Genomic DNA, 20,052 nt, shown 5'->3' on the forward strand with positions numbered 1-20,052 from the left:
TCTAGCTGAGTTTCCAATAAATTTTAACCCATTTTTAATGACTCCCGATACAATGATGGCAATTGAAGAGATTATTGGGATCGTAGTGCCGCTTAATCTGCAGCAATTGTTCATAGTTAGATCCCCATAATGCCTTTTGCCAATCATTAAGAAAATAATCCGCTTCATTGCCGTAAGTACCGGCATCAGGACTTAAACGATGAATTAATTCCATTGCCTGTTTTGCTTTTAAAGCAGATTCTCTTGCCTGGGCCAAATTGGGCTTATGTCCAGAGATATCAGGGTAGGTATACTGTTGGCCACCTGCAATGGTAATTAACGCTGCAGCATCAAGAACGGCAGAATTCATGGAGGTGTTTTTTTGCCGAGCAACAGCTTGTGCGGAGGCTCCGGACAGGCCTTTATTGAAGTGGAGTGATAGGCTCGTCATACGTGATGCCTTAAATAGTGCATCAGATAATTGACTGGCATTACGTTCTTCAAATAGGCGAAAAGGAAGATATCCGGATTGATAATGAGTTAAATATATTGACACTTCTGACTGATTGCCAGTCCACCAAAACTCTCCATAGGGTGCGTTTTTTCTCTTATCAATTACAATATAGCTTGGCAGATTTTTACTTAAATAGTCATAATCCCAGAATTTTCTTGCCGGAAGGACTAGACTATGCAGAGTAAATTGGTAGTGTTCTGGTTTAAGAGACAACCAGTCTTTAAATGGCTGCCAGAGTCTATCAACTTCAGTTTTATTCATTCCTTGGAAGACCAGACCCAGCTGCATTTTATTATCCGGGTTTAATATAACCTGTTCACCCCAATGTTCATTATGCAGTTTTACCCGGTAAAAGCGGATGAAGTAATCTATTAACTGTTTATAATCTTCATCTGAACTTGCACTGATGGTGCCTGTCAGAGCACCAAATAGAGCGGGGAGAGCGTGTGTTTCCAAAGTAATATGAGTGACTATACCGAACGTTCCACCGCCGCCTCCTTTCAAAGCCCAATACAAATCAGAGTTCTGACAGGCATTTGCTGTTAATAATGTACCATCTGCAGTCACAATCTCAGCTTCAAGTATTCCTGCTGCTCCAGTTCCGAATTTTTTTGAAAAGCTGCCAAATCCACCTCCCTGGATGAATCCGCCTGCAACACCAACGGAGGTACAACCTCCTCCCTGAACGTAACGTCCATTTTTAACGACAACTTCTTTATATGCCTCCAACCATCGAGTGCCTGCTTCCGCGGTTACAGCAGGGATTCCTTGTTGAGTTTTTGGGCATCCTGCAGGTATGAAATCATTATGCACATGTACCTTCCGCATTTTATGAGTCCATACTAATAATGAGTCGGGTGCATTAGAGCGCCCCAGGTAGTCATGTCCAGTACCTTTAATTACAAGTTTTAGATGGTGCTTTTTAGCAAACGCTACCGCATTCGCGATTTCCTGAGCATTTTCAGCAGCTACTACATAGGAACTTGTTTTTGCTTGCCAGGCATCTATCCATCCATTTGATTGAGTTGACCCAGAGTGTGACTCAAGATAGAAGGGGTTTTTAACGTCCTCCAGAATTTTGTGACATGCAATGCTTTTACTGTTTTTAATACAAGGCGCCAGCGGAGAGACGCCTTTAAATAAATGTCCATTTACTTTGTTTTTTAAATCATTCCATTCAGATTCTTTAGGCCAACAGGGGCTCTCAGGAGTACAGTAAGTGGCGCCATTGGTTTTTTCAGTTTGAACTGCTTGCGAGGGGATGCTAATAAATCCCAGAATAAGATACAGCGCGATTTTCCATAACTTCATTGATTAACTCTCCTGAGTAATGAAGAACTATAATATCATCTGGGTCTGCATGACATAAAAGAAAGGCGGGATGTTTCTTATACACCATTCAGCAATTCGTTCAGTAGAGAACTCGCGCCTATGCGGAACCAACTATTGCTTATCGTTTTACCTAACATCAACTCAGCAAGGCACGCGTAATTTAGTGCTTGTTGTGTCGTTTTAACTCCTCCGGATATTTTTATGCCGCATGGGGTTTCCTCTGATTCTTTAAGAGCGCTTAAAATTGAAAAAACGGCTGGAAGAGTGGCTCCTTGCGATATTTTACCGGTAGAGGTTTTGATAAAATCAGTTCCCATCGCAATGAGTTCTTTGCTGACATTATAAATGTGCTCCATGTCGGGAAAAGCACCTGATTCCAATATGATTTTAATAGTCACTTCGTTTTTTTTACATGCCTGTATGATGACATCACAGTGATTTAAAACCTTTTGACTGTTGCCTGTAAGATAAGCTTGGTAAGGCAGTACGAAATCTATTTCATTGGCGCCAAGCTGAATTGCATTATCTATACCGGCCAGGGAAATCAATAATTCATCATTCCCGTGAGGAAAATTAATCACCGTAGCTAAATTAAGAGAAGAAGGAAGGTGAAACTGAGATAAGTGTTCTGGTAAAACACAGACAGCAGCAACATGATGAGTATTCGCCCGATCTCCCAGTAAAGCCAAAGCCTCTGTTGTGGCATCAGGCTCTAATAAGGTTAAATCCAGTGTATGAATTAATTGCTCTTTAGAAATAGTTCCTGCTGCCTGCGCAGTCAGGAGCTGTTCCAAGAGTTCATTTAATTGAGTTTCCAGGGTCACTATAATTCCATAATATAATGTTTTAACAGAGTATTGAGTTTTACCGCGGCACTGGATGCCATTTCAACTACAGCCTGGTGATTGTGACTTGTTTTAGAAAGACCTGTAGCATAATTGGTGATCATCGCTATGACTGCTACTTTCATCCCGCAATGATTTGCTACCAATACTTCAGGTACAGTAGACATGCCAACAGCATCGGCACCTAGTATTTTAAAAGCCCGGATCTCTGCAGCTGTTTCATAATGAGGGCCTAATACAGAGATATAAACACCTTGATTCAATTTGATTGAGTGTTTTTGAGCAGTGCTTAATAAATCTTCCTGCATGACCTTATCATAAGCATTATCAAGAGGATAAAATCGGGGTCCAAAATCATCATCATTAGGCCCAATAAGAGGATTACTGGGCTGTAAATTGATATGATCTGTAATAAGCATTAACTCGCCGGGTCCAACATCTTCCCGGAGCGAACCTGAGGCATTTGTGGCTATAAAATGACTGCATCCCAAGAGTTTCAGAGTTCTTACATAAGTTTTTACTGTGTCATAATGTTCCAGACCTTCGTAGGTATGGGCGCGTCCCTGTAAACAGACTACGGCAATGCCTCCACAATATCCAAGTATTAATTTACCACCGTGACCTTGAACGGTAGTATTAGGAAATCCAGGCAGATCTTTATAGTTGATAACTACAGCATCTTCCAGTTCTTCAGCAAACTGACCTAATCCGGAACCTAAAATTACTCCAACGGTTGGATTAAATGAAGGAAGTAATGATTGAATACGGTCTGCTGCCAAGTGAGCATGTGTTTTGTTTAGTACAGGTTGAGTCATTCTATTGTCCAATCAGGGTTTAATATCAAAAGCCAGGGGCATCAGTTCATTCATAGTCATCTTTTGAAATATCGAGTCTTTGTTGCATAAATAAATCATTGTGTCGGGATTAGAGAATTCATAAATCCTTTGTCTACAGGCCCCACAAGGTGGGCATAATAAATTATTTGAAGCTAATATTACTATGCTTTTGATGTGGCGCTCACCTGCAGTAACCATTTGACAGATAGCAGAACCTTCAGCGCAAATAGTTAAACCATAAGAACTATTTTCTACATTGACACCGGTATATAACTTATCATCAACAGTACTGATACAGCATCCGACACTAAATTTTGAATAGGGCGCATAAGCATGCTTTAATGCATTATGAGCATCGTTAATCATTCGTGAAATCAATTTGTCCATAGTGAATCTCTTTATTGGCGTGCAGAATATACTAAATTATTGACTCGGTGTACAAGACTGAATGGATAAATCGGGTTCTTTTGTTTCATTATTGGCTGGTATGGTCGGTGGTGATTTTAGAAGGGCTTCTCCATGATAGGGTTCTGCTGAGTCATTGTGTTGATTAGACAAAGCTGAACCCAGCGAATCGCTCATCTGATGATAACTTTGATTTACTGGAGATGTTGTCTTGTGATCTCCAAATGTATAATCCAGCCAATAGTCACATGACAATATTCCTAACCCTGAACTGGTTATTGTGGAAATAATGAGTATTGGCATGGTTATTGGTGGAAAAATAAAGATTAATGTAGCACCTAGAGCTGTAGTGAATGCGATAGCGGTCATTGTAAGAGCATAGGATAGGTAGGTCTGTTGATAGCTGTATGAAAAATTTATATCGGATTCAGAAGGATGCTTTAATTTATTATATTCTCCAATTGACCATAGTATATTGCTGGTACAAAACAACCAGGTCGCCGGCACAATCAGTACAGGAAGGAATAGAGAGGAGATGCTTATAAGTGATGCGATAATACCGATGGTCGCAGCATATAAAAATTGCTCCTTAAATTGAGCAAATCCATACCATTCTTCTTTATTCGGTTTATTGCTGTCTAGAAAATGGCTCGAAATAAACCATAAACCATAAGCCATAAAATAACATACAAGTGAAATTACATTGGGAATGATTGAAACAAATACAATAGGAAGATACTGGATTTTAGAAACTATAAATCCAATTAAAAAGAAATAACTACTGGCTTTACTTATATTTTTTGCCTGAGTCACTGAGCTAAAATCCGAGCTACAATTATTTTGAGCATAATACTTAAAATAGGAGCATAAAGCCAGCGCGAAGTGATGCGCATTAAATTATTAAATGTATGAATTAAGAGAAAATAATTAAAAATAAAGGGCTGTTAATGGATTAGAATTACTCAAGATATACTGGGATTTGATCAACAAATAAGCAGCAGGATGGGATTCATTGGTTTATATAGAAGTCCAGGGTGTTATAGATGTTTCATCAACTCTGCTGTGGGGAATTGGGTTTGATTGGCTTGGGATGAGTTATTATTAAAGAAACCTGATGAATTTTTAATTTCTTCATTTTCGTTTGAGTTATTTATCTGTACCAGATAACTTAAAATATCCTGGCTGGAACGCGATTTTATGGATAAGAACTCTTCATATTTTAAACTGTGTTTTTGGAAATAAGCTAACAGCACTTTAATGGCTGCAGAATTGTTACTTTTTAAAGCAATTTCCAGACATGATTCTCCATCATCATTTTTAGCGTTAATATCGCCTCCAGAATCAAGTAGCAGTCGAAATAAATTCTGGTTTCTTCTTGTGTATTCGCTTAAACAGGAAACTAACAAAGGAGTATGTCCTGTCTCACATATACAATTAATCGATCGTGCTTTGTGTTCTAATAAAAGACGAACTGCCAAATCATTCCCAAGCATACAGGCCCAATAGATCGGAGTAACACCATCCTGATCCTGATGATCCGGATTTGCTCGATTGTTCAGTAAATAATTAATTAACTCATAATCACCTGATATAATGGCATTAATGAGAGGAGAAAATCCATTTATCAAGTGTTGGTCGATGCAAGCGCCATTAGAGATTAATAGCTTAATTAACTCGGTGTTCTTGTATTTAAATGCAAAATCTAGTGGCGTAACTCCGTTCCTATTGGCCAGATTAGGATCTGCACCATGGCTCAATAGAACCTGTACCATCGTGACATTATCCTCACTACACGCTGCTAATAAAGGGGTTATTCCCTGATCGCCCTGTTGATTTACTTGTGCTTTGTTTTCCAGCAGTAAATTAACTATATCCACATCTCCGGCCTGAACGGCCAGGAAGAGGGGAGTTGCTCCATTATTTTTAGTGTGATTTACAGTTGCTCCATTTGTTACTAAAAATTGAGCTACTTTAAATTCTTTGGTTTGACAGGCAATGCATAGCGGCGAGGAACCATTTATTTTAGTTACATTAACATCGGCACCAAGTGCTACTAATTTTTTAATCACCTCAAGATCACCATTTTTTGAAGCGATGTATTGTATTGATGCATTGCGGCTATTAACACGGAGTGATCGTTCTTTTGATAAATTCTGATGGTTTTGGTTGAGTTGTTTTAATTCAGACAGTGCATCTGTTGAAATAGTCGAAGGATCCATGACAATGGGCATTGCGTTAAATAGCAGGTATATATCATCGGAAAATGCTAATTGAATGTTATTGGTTAAATCATCAATATTTTGAATGTCTCTGACGTATTCTTGCTCATCAGAGTCATTTATATCCATAAATTGCCATTTTTTTAACTTCAGGTTATAGGTACAAGCAATCGCATGATTATCAGTACCTAATTTAATAGGGATTACTGTTTGATGGCCAAACTGCTTACTATGTTCATCAAACCATGATTGAAGATCTTTAAAATAGGAAGTACATTCCTCTGGTGTCAGAATAAAGCAATCATTTATTAATACATTCATCGGTGAATGATTACCTCTGTTTCTATTTATTTCCAGTAACTTGTCCGATGCAGTGATTGGCGAAATAAGTTGTACGTTATTTTGTTGAAAGTACATTTTAGTAGTGGATGTTTTTGGGTCTGAACGGTGTTTATTATCCGATTCAGTCTCATTAGTGGTAAATAATTCTTTATGTCGCTCTGGATTATGATAGAGCTCTATTCCTTCGCAGAAGGAGAGAATTTCCAACAGTTCCTGATGTTCGGTATGAAGTTGTTTTTTCAGTTCAGATTGGCCTGTAAGCGAAATGATGGTTTTTTTTATCTCATCGATGGTTCCTTTTAGTTTGCCAATATCATTTTGATAAGCTTCTATGATTTTTAACCGTTTATAGAACTGTTCGGATTCAGCTGGATCCAATAATTGAGATTGAATCCACATCCATGTATAGCCATTACAGATGCCTTCAAAATCCTGGTTATAACCGAATAATTTCATTAACTCCATTAAAGTTTCATGAGTAATTTTCATAAATTTTTATATCGGCTTATTAGGAGCTGTTGATAGGTGCTCCATAATCCCTGCAAGACCTTGTATGTCCGCGCTATCTATTGAACTACTGCATAATGCAGATATGCCCAGGCAGCTTGGGATTTTGAATAATCTGAGTCGATGAAGTATCCCCAGGGCCTGGATTATTTCAATAAAACACTGAAACATTAATAGCTCAATTTGTAATAATTGATTACATATTACTGTAATTGTTTTTATTAGAAATGGAAAGCAATAAGTTAATTGTGCGCTAAAAACAAACCATGCATAATGCGACAAAAGGTCTTTTTTATAAGGGCTTATTGGAGTAAATGAAGGGTCAGGAGCGTTTATGATTGGAGCAATGTTCGCTGTTTTTTAAACCGCTAACGAATAAATAAATGGTCGTTATTTAGACATGGTGCGTTTGTGAATATATAATCAATATATAGTCTGTCGTTTACAGAGGGTTCTTATGTTTGGAAAGTTTCCTGATGGTCCTTCATCTTTACATGAACAGCTCGATGAATTGTATCGTGATAAGAACGATAAAACACCTGAAAACACCTCTGATGAAACACTGAATACAATAAAAGCATCTTCTGATAAAGCATTTGCTGATAAGGTTGCCGCTGACAGATTAGCTGCAAATAAGATGGCTGCTGAAGCAGACCATTTAAATCAAGTCAAAATTATCAACGAATTATTTTTTCAATTGATGATGGAGGCTCTAAGATCTTCAGATGTAAAAGGCAACCTTGAGCATGCGACAATACAGGTTGGTTTTACTAGTGTGGCTGATGCTTTAAATAAAATAGTCAATAATGAAGGACAAAGCCCGCTGCAGTATCTTATACAAAAACAGGATTTTTCAGGCGCCAGGGCATTAATGGATAATGGGGCTATTCTTGGACCTGTTGAAGAGGCTGTATTTGAGTTGGCGCGTGACAGTAAAGCAGCTAGAGAATATGGATTGCCTGAGCCGTCACCATCAGAACAATTACACACTGTTAAGTATTTTGGCTTGTTTTTGGGTATAGAAATGACGAGTAAAGACGGTGTAACCTTTTCTCAATACGCGCATATTGCGCCTACATACCAATTAATGACGGATAATGTAAACAGACACGCTCAAAAAAATCCTGAAAATCAGGATTTTAGAGAGCTGGCTGATGCGTTTAGTTTTTCAAATAAATCTGCCGCATTTTCCAATAGTACATCTCAGCGAAATCCTGCAGCGGGTCAAGAGTTATCAGATCGCATACAAAGCGGAAAGCTGACCACAATACCTATAAGTTGTGAAGGGCATGCTATGGGGCTTTCAATTGTCCCTGATGGTCCGGGTTCAAAATCAGGTTATCTGGTGTATACAAACAAAGGTTTAGGTGCTAAACCTGCTGAATATGGGACGCAAATATATCGTTTGGACGATGTCAGTAAAGCCAATCCACAGTTTATAAATAACATGATGAATGGTTTTCATAATGGAACACCTCATGATGAAATCAAAAGACAAATTGCGCAAGTAACCGAAGGTAAAGATCCCATTCATGTCATTCGACAAAAAGGACAGAAGGTCGATAATTGTACGATTGCTAATTCTGGCGCTAATGTTCATGGTATATTACTTTGTCAGCAGGCAGTTAAAAAAGGCGGTTTTGATAAGCTGGATGGACAGGATATGGCCTATGCGCGAGATGAATACAAACAGTTTAAAGCAGATATGAAAGCTGATAAGGTCAAAGAATTGGCCGAAGCAATCAAAAAAAATCCAGGCGATAGCGACCTGATTAATCTAGGCAAGGGTTTTTTAAATAAAAAAAATGCAGATCCTGATTTAAAATCTCAACTTGAATTGGCTCTGGGGTCCAAGATGTTACGCGATACTCCATCAACGCAATCGCAAACAGAACTTAAAATCTAAGTGATGCGATAATGGAGTGCATTAACACCGGGTTCATCAATTGACTGTTTGGTTACTCTGAACTGGTAGAGTAATACGTACTAACAGTCCAGCATCTTCATTATTCTTTGCTGTAATAACACCGTGGTGTAGAGTAACTGCTCTGGCCGCAATCGCCAGTCCCAATCCATAGCCTCCTGTTTTCTTTGTTCTGGAGGTATCGACTCGATAAAAGGGATTAAAGATGGTTTCCAGTTGATCTTCAGGAACTCCAGGGCCTTTGTCTTTAATTTCGATGCATATTTGATCCTGATTATCAGTGTAATGCGTTGAAATAATAACCGGCTGATCTTTGGGAGAATAATGAGAGGCATTTCGTACAATATTTTCTATGGCTCTATGAATGAGTCGTCTATCGATAAATAATTCACAAGGAACAGTCGCTTCAGTTGATATATGAACTGATTCTTTCTCAAATTCATAATTAGCATCTTTGACAATATCAGCCAGAAGTTCATTCAGGTTTACTTTGGTGATTTCCAGATCGGTCGTGGATTTATCCAATCGTGCGAAATCCAATATTTCCCCGATTAATTTATTCAACCGTGAACTTTCTAATTCCATACGGTTGAATTCTTGATCTGCTAAATTTTTGGTTTTATTTCTACCCAACTCAATGGCAATATTTAATCGTGCGAGCGGTGAGCGCAATTCGTGTGAAATATCTTGAAGTAAACGCTCTTTTGAGGTTATCAAGGTCTCTAATCGTTCTGCCATTCTGTCGAATTCACTGCTGAGCTCAGCTATTTCATCTTTATTATGACCTCTAAAATGACCAACTCGGGTGTTGAGCTTGCCTGTCGCTATTGATTTTGCAGCCATACCTAATGAACGAAGTGGCTGAGTCAGATATAGTGATAATAAATAGCATATGAGTCCACTAATTACCGTAGCCAGGGTTAGACGAATAGTAAGACCTGCCCACGGGATCTGAACAAAATAGGAAATCGGTTTTTCGCTGACTGCGGCAAGACGATAATATTTCCCTGAAGTTGATAATATTTCATGGCTTACAATTAACTTCCCGGATTTGAAAATTCCTTCACTGGGAAGCTGATCATCAATAAGATTTTTGGACACCATCTTCACATTTTCAGGTGGTGTCTGAGTTCCAATAATTTCTCCAGTATTTGATAACAGGTAAATTGACATATGGCGAGACAGGCCTATTTGGTTTAGCCATTTCACTAAAGCTGATTGTTGACCCGATTCGAAAGTTGCTACAGCCGCGTTTGCGTAACTGTCCATAAACATTTCTTCTCGTGCAGGCTGAGAGGATTTTTGAGCGATTTGACTTGTGACCCAGGCAGTGGTGAAAATGATTAAAATTGTTGCTAACCAAAATGAAACAAATATTTTCCAATACAAACTACGCATTAAACATATATCCAAAGCCACGTACGGTTTTAACTATGGGTTCGCCCTGCGGGTTATCACCCAGTTTATTTCTTAAATTACTGATATGAACATCAATACTGCGATCATAAGCAGTATATTTTCGTCCCAGCGCGTATTCGGTGAGTTCTTCTTTAGAAAAAGCTTGTCCGGGTGATTTAATTAACATTTCTAAAATATTAAATTCAGCATTGGTTAATTCAAGATATTTCCCAGCCATCGTAACGTGCCGTTTGGAGCAGTCAACTACGATACTGTGCTGTTCTATAATAGGTTTAGGGGTTGGAATTTTTTGAGTTCGCCTCAAAATGGCTCTTAGCCGAGCGACCAGTTCCCGGGGATTACATGGTTTTGGTAAATAATCATCCGCTCCGATTTCCAATCCAACGATGCGGTCAATGTCTTCGCCTCGCGCGGTTAACATTAGGACCGGGGTTTCAAGATGTTCTCTTATTGCTTTTAATACCTCAAATCCATTCAGCTTAGGAAGCATTACATCCAATACTATTGCGTCAAATACTTGATTCAGTGCTTTTTTAACACCACTTTCGCCATCATGAACACAAACAACATTAAACCCTTCCGGTTCCAGGTATTGGGCTAATAAATCGGTGAGTTCTGCGTCATCATCTACTATGAGAATAGTGCTATTCATTAGTTATCCTTCAACAGGTATATTGGTGTTCTCTAAAGTCCGTTTATCAATGCATTCTAATAATTTAATTCTTCTGGCATCTGAATTAATTATTTTAAATTCAAAATTATCTATAGTGATAATTTCACCACGAGTTGGTAAATAACCAAAATTATTCATAACTATACCACCTATAGTATCGTATGTCTCATCGCTAAAATTAGCGTGGAGCTGGTCATTAAACTCTTCTATGGGTGTATGCGCTTTGATGATGTAACAATGATCATCATGTGCTTTGATATATGCATCTTCATCAATATCGAACTCATCTTCAATATCACCAATAATTTGCTCTATTATATCCTCAATAGTAACAAATCCTGAAACTTCTCCATATTCATCTACAACAATGGCCATATGATTGCGATTACTGCGAAACTCGCTAAGCAAGCTGTCGAGTCGTCTGCTTTCCGGAACAAAGGTAACCTGTCGGCAAATATCAAGCAGATCAAAAGATTCAATGTTATCCATTTGATATCGTAATAGATCTTTTGCATGAAGAATACCTATGACTTCATTGGTATTTTCACCTGTTACCGGAAATCGAGAGTGACCGGTTTGGGTAACTACCTTAATAATCTCAGCATATTCATCATCCTGATTAATATAAACCATTTGATTTTTAGGTAGCATGATATCCCGGACACGCATTTTCGAAAACAAAATGGCGCCCTCAATCATCGCCAGGGTTTCTGAGTTGATCAGTGACCTAATCTGAGCATCTCGTAACAAGCTAACCAATTCTTCCTGATTTTGTGGTTCACCCTGTATAAAGTGTTTCAATCGAACAAACCACGAACCGCTTTCTTCCTCTTTACTCAAGATAATTTCCCTCTAAGTCATAAGGATTGACATATCCTAATTCAGCTAATAATTTAATCTCAAGATCCTGCATAATCCGTGCATCATCGTCTTTAATATGATCATAGCCTAATAAATGCAGGACACCATGAATGACAATCAAGGCCCAATGTTCATGAAGCGATTTATCAAATTGTTTGCTCTCCTCTAATAACACCGGAGGACAGATGATAATATCGCCTAATAGTGGACATTCTAATTCAATGGCGTCGGGTAATACACATGGAAATGCAAGAACATTGGTAGTTTTGTTTTGCTTTCTATAGGTATTATTCAGATAAGTCATCTCTTCAGCATCAACCAATCGAATAGTTAACTCCGCATCATTCTGGTGATCTCGAAGTGCCAGGCTTGCCAGGGCAGTCAAATCAGTTTCTGAAATGGGTAGAGATTCGTTTGTCGCATTTTGTATGTCAATGTGAAAGGTCATTTCTTTTTTCCTGAATGCTCGTGGTCATAACAATCAATAATTTGGGATACTAATGGATGGCGTACAACTTCCCGGCTGGTAAATGTGTTGATACTGATATCAGGAATTGATTTAAACAAGTGTATTGCATGAGCAAGCCCTGATTCAATTCCTTTAGGCAAGTCAACCTGAGTTATATCTCCAGTAATGACAGTTTTAGAACCAAAGCCCATTCGGGTTAAAAACATTTTCATTTGCATTACAGTTGTATTTTGGGCTTCATCCAGAATGATAAATGACTCATTTAAGGTACGTCCCCTCATAAATGCCAGCGGCAATACTTCAATGATATCGCTTTGAATCATTTTCTGGGTTTCTTTAAATCCAATCATCTCATACAAAGCATCATAAATTGGTCTTAAGTAAGGAAGTACTTTTTCTACCAAGTCTCCCGGCAGGAATCCCAGCTTTTCGCCTGCTTCCACAGCGGGTCTTACAAAAATCAGTCTTTGTACTTCACCTTTTTCAAAACATTCTATTGCTTTGGAAACTGCAAGGTATGTTTTGCCCGTTCCTGCAGGACCAACAGCAAAAGTAATATCACATTTATCGATGGAATCGAGAAAGGCTGCCTGTTTATTATTTCGTGCTGATATGGATTTGCGAGTTAATTTAATATGATGAGTCATTGCTGTCTGATAATCCTCATGAATTAAACCACGGATGGTTGTAATATTGATGGGTTCTTTGCTTAGGGGATAGAGTAGGGTTAAAATGTTTTTAATTTCTTCAAATTGATGTTCAGATTGACCATAAAGTTGAAGTGATTGCTGTTTGAGTTTAATGGTTACATTAAATTGTTCTTCAAGAAACTTAAGATTGCTATGTAAAACGCCGCACAGATTTGCCAGTTCCTGGTTACTGAGAATAGGTAATTTTACAATGTCGCTGTTCAGTGTACTACTCAATGTGATTTATTTAATTACTAACCGTACTTTAAGAATAGTGCAAAAGTGCTATGATCTGCAAGTAATTCACGGATTCTGAGGGTTATTTCATGAATTAAAAAGCCATAATCTGTCTAATAAAACGTATAAATATGCTATAATTTTTGTTTTTTAAGTAGTTAACCACTCTATGATTGATCTTCATTGCCACAGTTATTTTTCTGATGGAGCGTTAAGCCCAGAAGAGTTAATTCAAAAAGCGCAAAATAATCAGATTAAATGTCTGTCTCTTACTGATCACGATACAGTTGCTGGATATGTGGCTTTAAATCAGGCAGCACAAGATACTGGCATTAAAATAGTTAATGGCATTGAGTTGAGTACCCGGTGGAAAAAATACGACATTCATATTCTTGGTTATCAAATTAATCATACTAGCGAGTTAAATCACTTAATTATTCATCAGAATAACAGTCGAGTGGCGCGTGCTGAACAAATTGGTGAATCGCTTCAATTGGTTGGTGTTGATAATGCTTATGAAAAAGCGTGTCAACTTGCAGGACATAAACGAGTGGGACGTCCTCATTTTGCTCAGATTTTAATAAATGAAGGTAAGACCCGGGATATGAAATCGGCTTTTAAACAATATCTGGGACGAGGTAAAACTGCTTATATTCCTACACCATGGATTAGTATTCAAGAAGCGGTGGAGGGAATTACGGATTCAGGAGGACAGGCTGTTATTGCCCATCCTCTTAAATATGGATTGACGCGTTCAAAATTGCATGAGTTAATCAATGAGTTTAAAGATGCTGGTGGAGAAGGTATGGAAGTGGTGTCCGGAGAAATGAACGTGACTCAAATTAAAGAAATGGCAGCAACATGCCTGCGTTTTAATTTGTTGGCCTCCTCCGGTTCTGATTTTCATAGTGATGCATTATCACGGATAAATCTTGGACGTCAGCAGCAACTACCAGTAAACTGTACGCCTATTTGGCAAGAATGGAACATTTAACAGGGGACTTTATGAGTCAGTTTTATGCATTACATCCTGATAATCCACAGGCTCGCTTGGTTAGAAAAGCGGTATCCATTATTGAAGATGGTGGATTAATTGTCTATCCAACTGATTCCGGTTATGCCTTGGGCTGTAGCCTGGGTAATAAATCGGCTCTTGAACGGATCAGACGTTTGAGGCAGTTAGATAAAAATCACAATATGACACTGGTTTGTCGTGATCTGTCTCAATTGGGTACTTATGCCAAAGTATCCAATTCCATTTTCAGACTTTTAAAAGCTTTTACACCAGGATCCTATACGTTTATTCTTAACGCAACACATGAAGTCCCTCGTTTGATGCTTCATCCTAAAAGAAGAACTTTAGGTCTTCGAGTGCCTGATAATACTATAACTTTGTCGTTATTAGAGAGTCTGGAAGCTCCTTTGATGAGTACTACACTGATTCTTCCCGGAGCTCAAGCGCCACTGAGTGAACCTGAAGCAATCAAGGATCTTTTAGGTAATCAGACTGATTTGATTATTGATGGTGGTAATTGTGGACATGAACCTACAACTGTAGTCGATTTAACCGGTGATTATCCGGTAATTATAAGGGAAGGGAAGGGGGATCCTGAACCTTTTAGATAAAGTGACGTTTGCATAATAACGAGAAACGCCAGAGATTTTTGAAAAGTTTCAGGTTTTTGTATCATTTTCAACAACAAAAGAGGATATTGATGTCAGCATTATTTACTTCCAACAAACGAGTTGTTTCTGGAATGCGTGTCAGTGGAAGATTACATCTTGGACATTATCATGGTGTTTTAAAAAACTGGATTAAATTACAACATCAATACGATTGCTTTTTTTTTGCTGCTGATTGGCATGGCTTGACTACACAATACGAACATTCAAGTTTTATCGAAAAACACCTATGGGATATGATTATTGATTGGCTGGCTTGTGGTGTAAATCCCGGCCTGTCTAAAATATTTATACAATCCTGGGTACCAGAACATGCCGAACTTCATCTACTTTTATCGATGATAACGCCACTTGGATGGTTAGAACGGGTACCCAGTTATAAAGATCAACAAGAGAAATTAAAAGAAAAAGATCTGGCTACCTACGGCTTTTTAGGCTACCCCTTATTGCAAAGCGCTGATGTGTTATTGTATCACGCTGATTACGTTCCTGTGGGTGAGGATCAGGTCGCTCATATTGAATTAACACGTGAGATTGCCCGTCGTTTTAATCATATTTATGGGAAAGAAGCTAATTTTGAAGAATTGGCGATTGAAGCAATAAAAAAAATGGGCAAAAAAAATGGCAAAATTTACAGTGAATTACGAAGGCAATTTCAGGAAAATGGCATACATGAAGCAATAAAGACTGCACAGGCTCTTTTGGAGGATCAATCAAATCTTTCTATAGGTGATAAAGAGCGCTTATTGGGTTACCTGGAGGGGAGCGGTAAAATAATATTACCCGAACCACAACCATTGCTTACTGAAACCGCCAAAATGCCTGGAACCGATGGCCAAAAGATGTCTAAATCCTATCATAATACGATTATGTTGAGGGAAGAGCCGGCGCAAGTGGAGAAGAAAGTATTAACCATGCCTACGGATCCCGCTCGAATTAAGCGTACTGATCCAGGTGAGCCTGAAAAATGTCCAGTATGGCAATTTCATAAAATTTACTCCAAGGATGATGTAAAGGACTGGGTACAAACAGGGTGCAGAACTGCGGGTATCGGGTGTGTTGATTGCAAACGACCTGTAATTGATGCAATTAATCAGGAATTGCAACCCATTCAGGAATCTATAGTTGATTATGAATCGGATCTGGGTTCTGTTAAACGCATCGTTTCCGAGGGAAGTGAGGCTGCTCGTGAAGAGGGCATTAAAAATCTGAATACAGTCCGGGAAGTTATGGGACTAGATTACTAATGAATGTCGAGTTATCAAATAAGCCTGAGATAAGAGCCATTGTTGATGGCGTGGAACTTACTCAGGTTCCTGATGACTTATTCATACCTCCGGATGCTTTGGAAGTATTGCTGGATTCATTCAGTGGGCCTTTGGATTTGCTTTTATATTTAATTCGCAAACAAAATATCGATATATTGGATATTCCCATGGTAAGCATTACCAGACAATATCTGCAATACATTCAATTGATGGAATGCCGACGTCTAGAATTAGCCGCTGATTATTTACTCATGGCAGCCATGTTAGCGGAAATAAAATCAAGATTATTATTACCCGTTACAGCCAATTCTGAAGATGAAGAAGAGGAAGATCCACGCATGACCCTGGTGAGAAAGTTACAGGCTTATGAACAGATTAAAGAGGCTGCTCAATTACTTGATGCGCTTCCTCGAAAAGACAGAGATAATTTTATCATTCAAATTACTCCAGATGAAATTGAAACGATAAAAGTTCATCCTGAAGTTGAATTAGCTGATTTGATTGATGCTATGAAAGGATTGTTACTGAAAGAAGAGCAAATGACTCATCATCAGATCGCGAGAGAAGCAATGTCTGTTCGTGAACGAATGAGTATCGTTTTACTTAAGTTACAGGAACATAAGGTTGTGGAATTTACACAGTTGTTTTGCTTTGAAGAAGGACGAATGGGATTAGTTGTCTCTTTGTTAGCCATCCTTGAGTTGGCAAGACAATCATTGATCGTAATAACTCAAAATCAACCTTTTTCTCCCATCCATCTACAGGCTGCATGATATGGAAGAAACTGAACTAAAAAATATTATTGAGGCACTGTTGTTGAGCAATAATGATCCTCTTTCTCTGGAACAATTGTTGGAGGTCTTTGATGAGTGGCAGCGACCAACTCTGCCTCAAATAAAAGATATTATTTCTCAGTTACAAAATGAATATCAGACTCGAGCATTTGAACTCATTCAGGTAGCTGGGGGGTATCAAGTGCAAACAAAATCCGCATACAGTAACTGGATAGCTCGATTACAAATTGAAAAACCGAGTAAATACTCTCGTGCTTTACTTGAAACTTTGGCAATAATTGCTTATAAGCAACCTGTGACACGTGCCGATATAGAGGAAATCCGTGGGGTGGCAGTGAGCAGTCACATCATGAAAACTTTGATGGAAAGAGAATGGATTCGCATTGCCGGTCATAAAGATGTCGCTGGGAAGCCGGCTGTATATACTACAACCAAAGAATTTTTAAATTATTTTAATTTAACTTATTTACATGAACTTCCATCCTTACCAGAAGTTTTGGAAACATTGACTTTGCATACTGCAAACCAACCTAATGAAGAGTGTATTACTGAATGAGCAACGAAAGGTTACAAAAAATATTAAGCCAGGCAGGACTTGGTTCTCGTCGTGAGATGGAACGTTGGATAGAGAATGGTTGGGTTCAGGTTAATGGTAAACCCGTCAAATTAGGTGACTCCGCAGGACCACTTGATAAAATTACCGTTAAGGGAAAACTTATCCCTAATCCCTTAAAAATCAAGCAAAATACACGAATACTCCTTTATCATAAGCCTGTGGGGGAAATCTCCAGTCGACATGATCCGAAATTTGAAAAAACGGTATTTGATAACTTACCTCATCTTCGACAAGGTCGTTGGGTTCAGGTGGGGCGTTTGGATCTTAATACTTCAGGCTTACTCATATTCACCAATAATGGAGAATTAGCTAATCAGCTTATGCATCCTAAATACGGTTTGGAGCGTGAGTATGCAGTAAGAGTGCATGGACAAGTAAGCCCAGAAGCATTAGTTAATTTACAAAAAGGCGTTAACCTGGATGACGGTCTTGCTCAATTTACAAAAATTGAATTTCGTGGTGGAGAAGGCACTAACAGCTGGTATCACGTAACGCTAAATGAGGGACGAAATCGAGAAGTCAGAAGGTTATGGGAGTCGCAAGGGGTCGAGGTTAGCCGATTGATACGGGTTCGATATGGCATGCTGTCTATGCCTAGATATCTGACTCGAGGACAGACTTATGAATTAACACCCAAACAAGTGACTGAATTTATTGCTTCTTTGCCTAAAGAGTGAATTGTGTCATCCTCTCATGATTATGGAGAGGCTTTAAGTGATGTCTATTTTTATTAGGGGCGTATGCGGTATCCCCTTGTAATTTATAGCGCTTAAAATGTCTTAAAGACCATATAAATCCCTGTCTTTGCGAGCAACGCGAATCGATCCACAATTGAGCCTTATTGGAACTGTGTTGTGGATTGCTTCACATCGTTCGCAATCACGAATTTTATACTGAATAGAGGATATTTATCCTTTATTATGTGTTAACTGCCCATGTCCAGGGTTTCAGAATCTCCCGGTTTTTCTTTATTGTCTTTCGATTCCTTTTTGAGGGATTTTTCATGATCCTTTCTTGATATAAAAAAACGTGATGATTTCAATGAAAAATTTGCGGTTTCATCCTCCTCAGAAGAATCGGAATCCGGTGGAGGTTTATAGGGTATTTGTGGTTTATTAATCGGTTTACTGGATGTGTATTTTTCGCTAGAAAATGAATTTTTGGACATCATATCAAAATCTGATGCTTTTGGTTTATTATTGTGATTTGTTAAAGTGCTTTTTACGGGATCCATTATATTAGTTTGAACATAAGTATAATTATTTTGCAGTAATGCGTTAGTTTTGGGTGCGCTTTCTGCTAATTCTTGTTGAATCACTTTAGCTTCTTTGGAGAGTACTTTTCCATTGAGTTTGATTAAAATATCAGGTACTGCGATATGATGTTTTGTGGCCGTGGAATAGTAGTAGCTGTCTGCATCTTCAACAATAATTGTAGGACATCCCGTAATCTCGGCAATTCCCGGTACAGTGCTGGTAACCGCGTTAATATGTGCAGAACCAACAAAGAATACGTATTTATTGTGAGAGCTATCCATTTTAAATTTTGAAAACTGTTGATAAGCAATGTAATTCATCATCACACAACGCTGAGTGTGTTCATCCTGTGAATCTATTTGATTTTTATCTCTTTCATAGCTTATGGACGTATCAATAGGGATAATTCGCATCCCATGTTTTTTGGCTGACATGATTAACCCTTTAAATGAGTAGGGGTTGTCATATGTGACGTTTCGTAAACCATGACCTTTATCTAAATGATCCAGATGCAGCGATAGTAATTGGGGCATTTCAGTACACAGAGGATCTAAATACTCGTTCAGTAAAGAAGTTTGTGTGTCTGAAAATAAATGCTCAAGAAATAAAGTGGTTACTCCTTGCTTTTTTAATTCGGCCATATTATCGATTAGAAATTTTTTTGATGCGAGGCTTTTATGGACTTCTCCAATACATAATCCCTCATGGTTTTTTAATAGTTCCGCGATTATAGTGTGTTCTTTGTCGCTGACTTTAGGTAGATTTTCACGATTGGGCTGATGCATTGTTTTCGTTTGAAAGAACATTGTTCCTTCATCAATAAGAGCCTGCTGAACTTTTTTCAATTCAAAAGATTGGCTAATTTCGATATCGGATTCAAGACGCATCTTTAGGGGAGTGTCATATACGTACACTCTGCTGACATTTTCCTCATCGAGGATGTTTGGAAAATAATTATCAAACTCAGTAATGCTTAGACCAAGACAAATCTTATCGCCAATGATGTTTACATGACAGTTACTGTCTTCATATAATGGATTTCCTCTAACTTTCTTTAAAATATCTGGACTGGCTTTAAACACATATCGCGCATTATCTAGTGTTATGGATAGATCAGGCATGGTCAAATGTCGAGTTTTGTGAACTTATATTAATCAATATAGACATTTGATTATTAAAATGCA

General features: G+C 38.3%; 19 protein-coding genes. 7 read left to right on the forward strand and 12 right to left on the reverse strand.

From position 1 onward, the window contains the following. Window positions 1–34: 34 nt before the first annotated feature. The 6 genes from Lqua_RS05125 to Lqua_RS05150 all read right to left on the reverse strand — a co-directional run bounded on the left by Lqua_RS05125 (window position 35) and on the right by Lqua_RS05150 (window position 6,961). Window positions 35–1,804: an FAD-dependent oxidoreductase gene (locus Lqua_RS05125; RefSeq protein WP_058473212.1), complete on the reverse strand. Its 1,770-nt coding sequence runs from the start codon at window positions 1,802–1,804 to the stop codon at window positions 35–37. 77 nt (window positions 1,805–1,881) lie between these two features. Further along, window positions 1,882–2,649, reverse strand: a complete 768-nt coding sequence (deoC, locus tag Lqua_RS05130) for a deoxyribose-phosphate aldolase (RefSeq protein ID WP_058473213.1) — start codon at window positions 2,647–2,649, stop codon at window positions 1,882–1,884. After that, complete coding sequence (locus Lqua_RS05135; RefSeq protein ID WP_058473214.1) at window positions 2,649–3,485, reverse strand: purine-nucleoside phosphorylase; 837 nt, start codon at window positions 3,483–3,485, stop codon at window positions 2,649–2,651. The genes deoC and Lqua_RS05135 overlap by 1 nt, the downstream gene beginning before the upstream one ends. A gap of 12 nt (window positions 3,486–3,497) precedes the next feature. Then, complete coding sequence (gene cdd / locus Lqua_RS05140) at window positions 3,498–3,893, reverse strand: cytidine deaminase (RefSeq protein ID WP_058473215.1); 396 nt, start codon at window positions 3,891–3,893, stop codon at window positions 3,498–3,500. Window positions 3,894–3,929: 36 nt separating this feature from the next. Next, entirely contained in the window at window positions 3,930–4,724 is a 795-nt protein-coding gene (locus Lqua_RS05145) for a hypothetical protein (protein ID WP_058473216.1), read from the reverse strand. A gap of 224 nt (window positions 4,725–4,948) precedes the next feature. Further along, window positions 4,949–6,961, reverse strand: a complete 2,013-nt coding sequence (locus Lqua_RS05150; protein WP_083501261.1) for an ankyrin repeat domain-containing protein — start codon at window positions 6,959–6,961, stop codon at window positions 4,949–4,951. Window positions 6,962–7,436: 475 nt separating this feature from the next. Between Lqua_RS05150 and ankD the strand changes: the two genes are divergently transcribed. Continuing rightward, complete coding sequence (gene ankD / locus Lqua_RS05155) at window positions 7,437–8,885, forward strand: Dot/Icm T4SS effector AnkD/LegA15 (protein WP_115148734.1); 1,449 nt, start codon at window positions 7,437–7,439, stop codon at window positions 8,883–8,885. Window positions 8,886–8,921: 36 nt separating this feature from the next. Here the strand turns inward: ankD and cpxA are convergent, their stop codons facing one another. Genes cpxA through Lqua_RS05180 form a run of 5 tightly spaced genes read right to left on the reverse strand, consistent with a single transcriptional unit; the run spans window position 8,922 to window position 13,251 of the window. Next, the gene (cpxA, locus tag Lqua_RS05160) at window positions 8,922–10,301 is read right to left on the reverse strand and encodes a two-component system sensor histidine kinase CpxA (RefSeq protein ID WP_058473218.1); all 1,380 of its coding nucleotides are present in this window, start codon (window positions 10,299–10,301) and stop codon (window positions 8,922–8,924) included. Beyond that, a complete protein-coding gene (gene cpxR / locus Lqua_RS05165; RefSeq protein ID WP_058473219.1) occupies window positions 10,294–10,974 on the reverse strand; it encodes a two-component system response regulator CpxR in 681 nt (226 codons plus the stop codon). The genes cpxA and cpxR overlap by 8 nt, the downstream gene beginning before the upstream one ends. Before the next feature lie 3 nt (window positions 10,975–10,977). Continuing rightward, complete coding sequence (locus Lqua_RS05170; RefSeq protein WP_058473220.1) at window positions 10,978–11,835, reverse strand: HlyC/CorC family transporter; 858 nt, start codon at window positions 11,833–11,835, stop codon at window positions 10,978–10,980. Further along, window positions 11,828–12,304, reverse strand: coding sequence for an rRNA maturation RNase YbeY (gene ybeY, locus Lqua_RS05175; RefSeq protein ID WP_058473221.1), 477 nt, complete (start codon window positions 12,302–12,304; stop codon window positions 11,828–11,830). The genes Lqua_RS05170 and ybeY overlap by 8 nt, the downstream gene beginning before the upstream one ends. Next, entirely contained in the window at window positions 12,301–13,251 is a 951-nt protein-coding gene (locus Lqua_RS05180) for a PhoH family protein (RefSeq protein WP_058473222.1), read from the reverse strand. Before Lqua_RS05180 ends, ybeY begins: the two co-directional genes overlap by 4 nt. Window positions 13,252–13,420: 169 nt before the next feature. On the opposite strand from Lqua_RS05180, the gene Lqua_RS05185 reads away from it, so the two are divergent. From Lqua_RS05185 to rluB, 6 genes are all read left to right on the forward strand, one after another. Next, the gene (locus Lqua_RS05185) at window positions 13,421–14,245 is read left to right on the forward strand and encodes a PHP domain-containing protein (RefSeq protein WP_058473223.1); all 825 of its coding nucleotides are present in this window, start codon (window positions 13,421–13,423) and stop codon (window positions 14,243–14,245) included. A gap of 11 nt (window positions 14,246–14,256) precedes the next feature. Further along, entirely contained in the window at window positions 14,257–14,877 is a 621-nt protein-coding gene (locus Lqua_RS05190; RefSeq protein WP_058473224.1) for an L-threonylcarbamoyladenylate synthase, read from the forward strand. 89 nt (window positions 14,878–14,966) lie between these two features. Then, entirely contained in the window at window positions 14,967–16,181 is a 1,215-nt protein-coding gene (locus Lqua_RS05195) for a tryptophan--tRNA ligase (RefSeq protein WP_058473225.1), read from the forward strand. Continuing rightward, entirely contained in the window at window positions 16,181–16,975 is a 795-nt protein-coding gene (locus Lqua_RS05200) for a segregation and condensation protein A (protein WP_058473226.1), read from the forward strand. The genes Lqua_RS05195 and Lqua_RS05200 overlap by 1 nt, the downstream gene beginning before the upstream one ends. Before the next feature lies 1 nt (window position 16,976). Then, entirely contained in the window at window positions 16,977–17,552 is a 576-nt protein-coding gene (gene scpB / locus Lqua_RS05205; RefSeq protein WP_058473227.1) for an SMC-Scp complex subunit ScpB, read from the forward strand. Further along, complete coding sequence (gene rluB / locus Lqua_RS05210) at window positions 17,549–18,289, forward strand: 23S rRNA pseudouridine(2605) synthase RluB (protein WP_058473228.1); 741 nt, start codon at window positions 17,549–17,551, stop codon at window positions 18,287–18,289. The genes scpB and rluB overlap by 4 nt, the downstream gene beginning before the upstream one ends. Window positions 18,290–18,537: 248 nt before the next feature. On the opposite strand, the gene Lqua_RS05215 is transcribed toward rluB, so the two are convergent. Further along, on the reverse strand, window positions 18,538–19,989 hold the full coding sequence (locus Lqua_RS05215; RefSeq protein ID WP_058473229.1) for a membrane-targeted effector domain-containing toxin: 1,452 nt from the start codon (window positions 19,987–19,989) through the stop codon (window positions 18,538–18,540). Between the last annotated feature and the right edge of the window lie 63 nt (window positions 19,990–20,052).

Source organism: Legionella quateirensis, assembly GCF_001467955.1.
Classification (GTDB): domain Bacteria; phylum Pseudomonadota; class Gammaproteobacteria; order Legionellales; family Legionellaceae; genus Legionella; species Legionella quateirensis.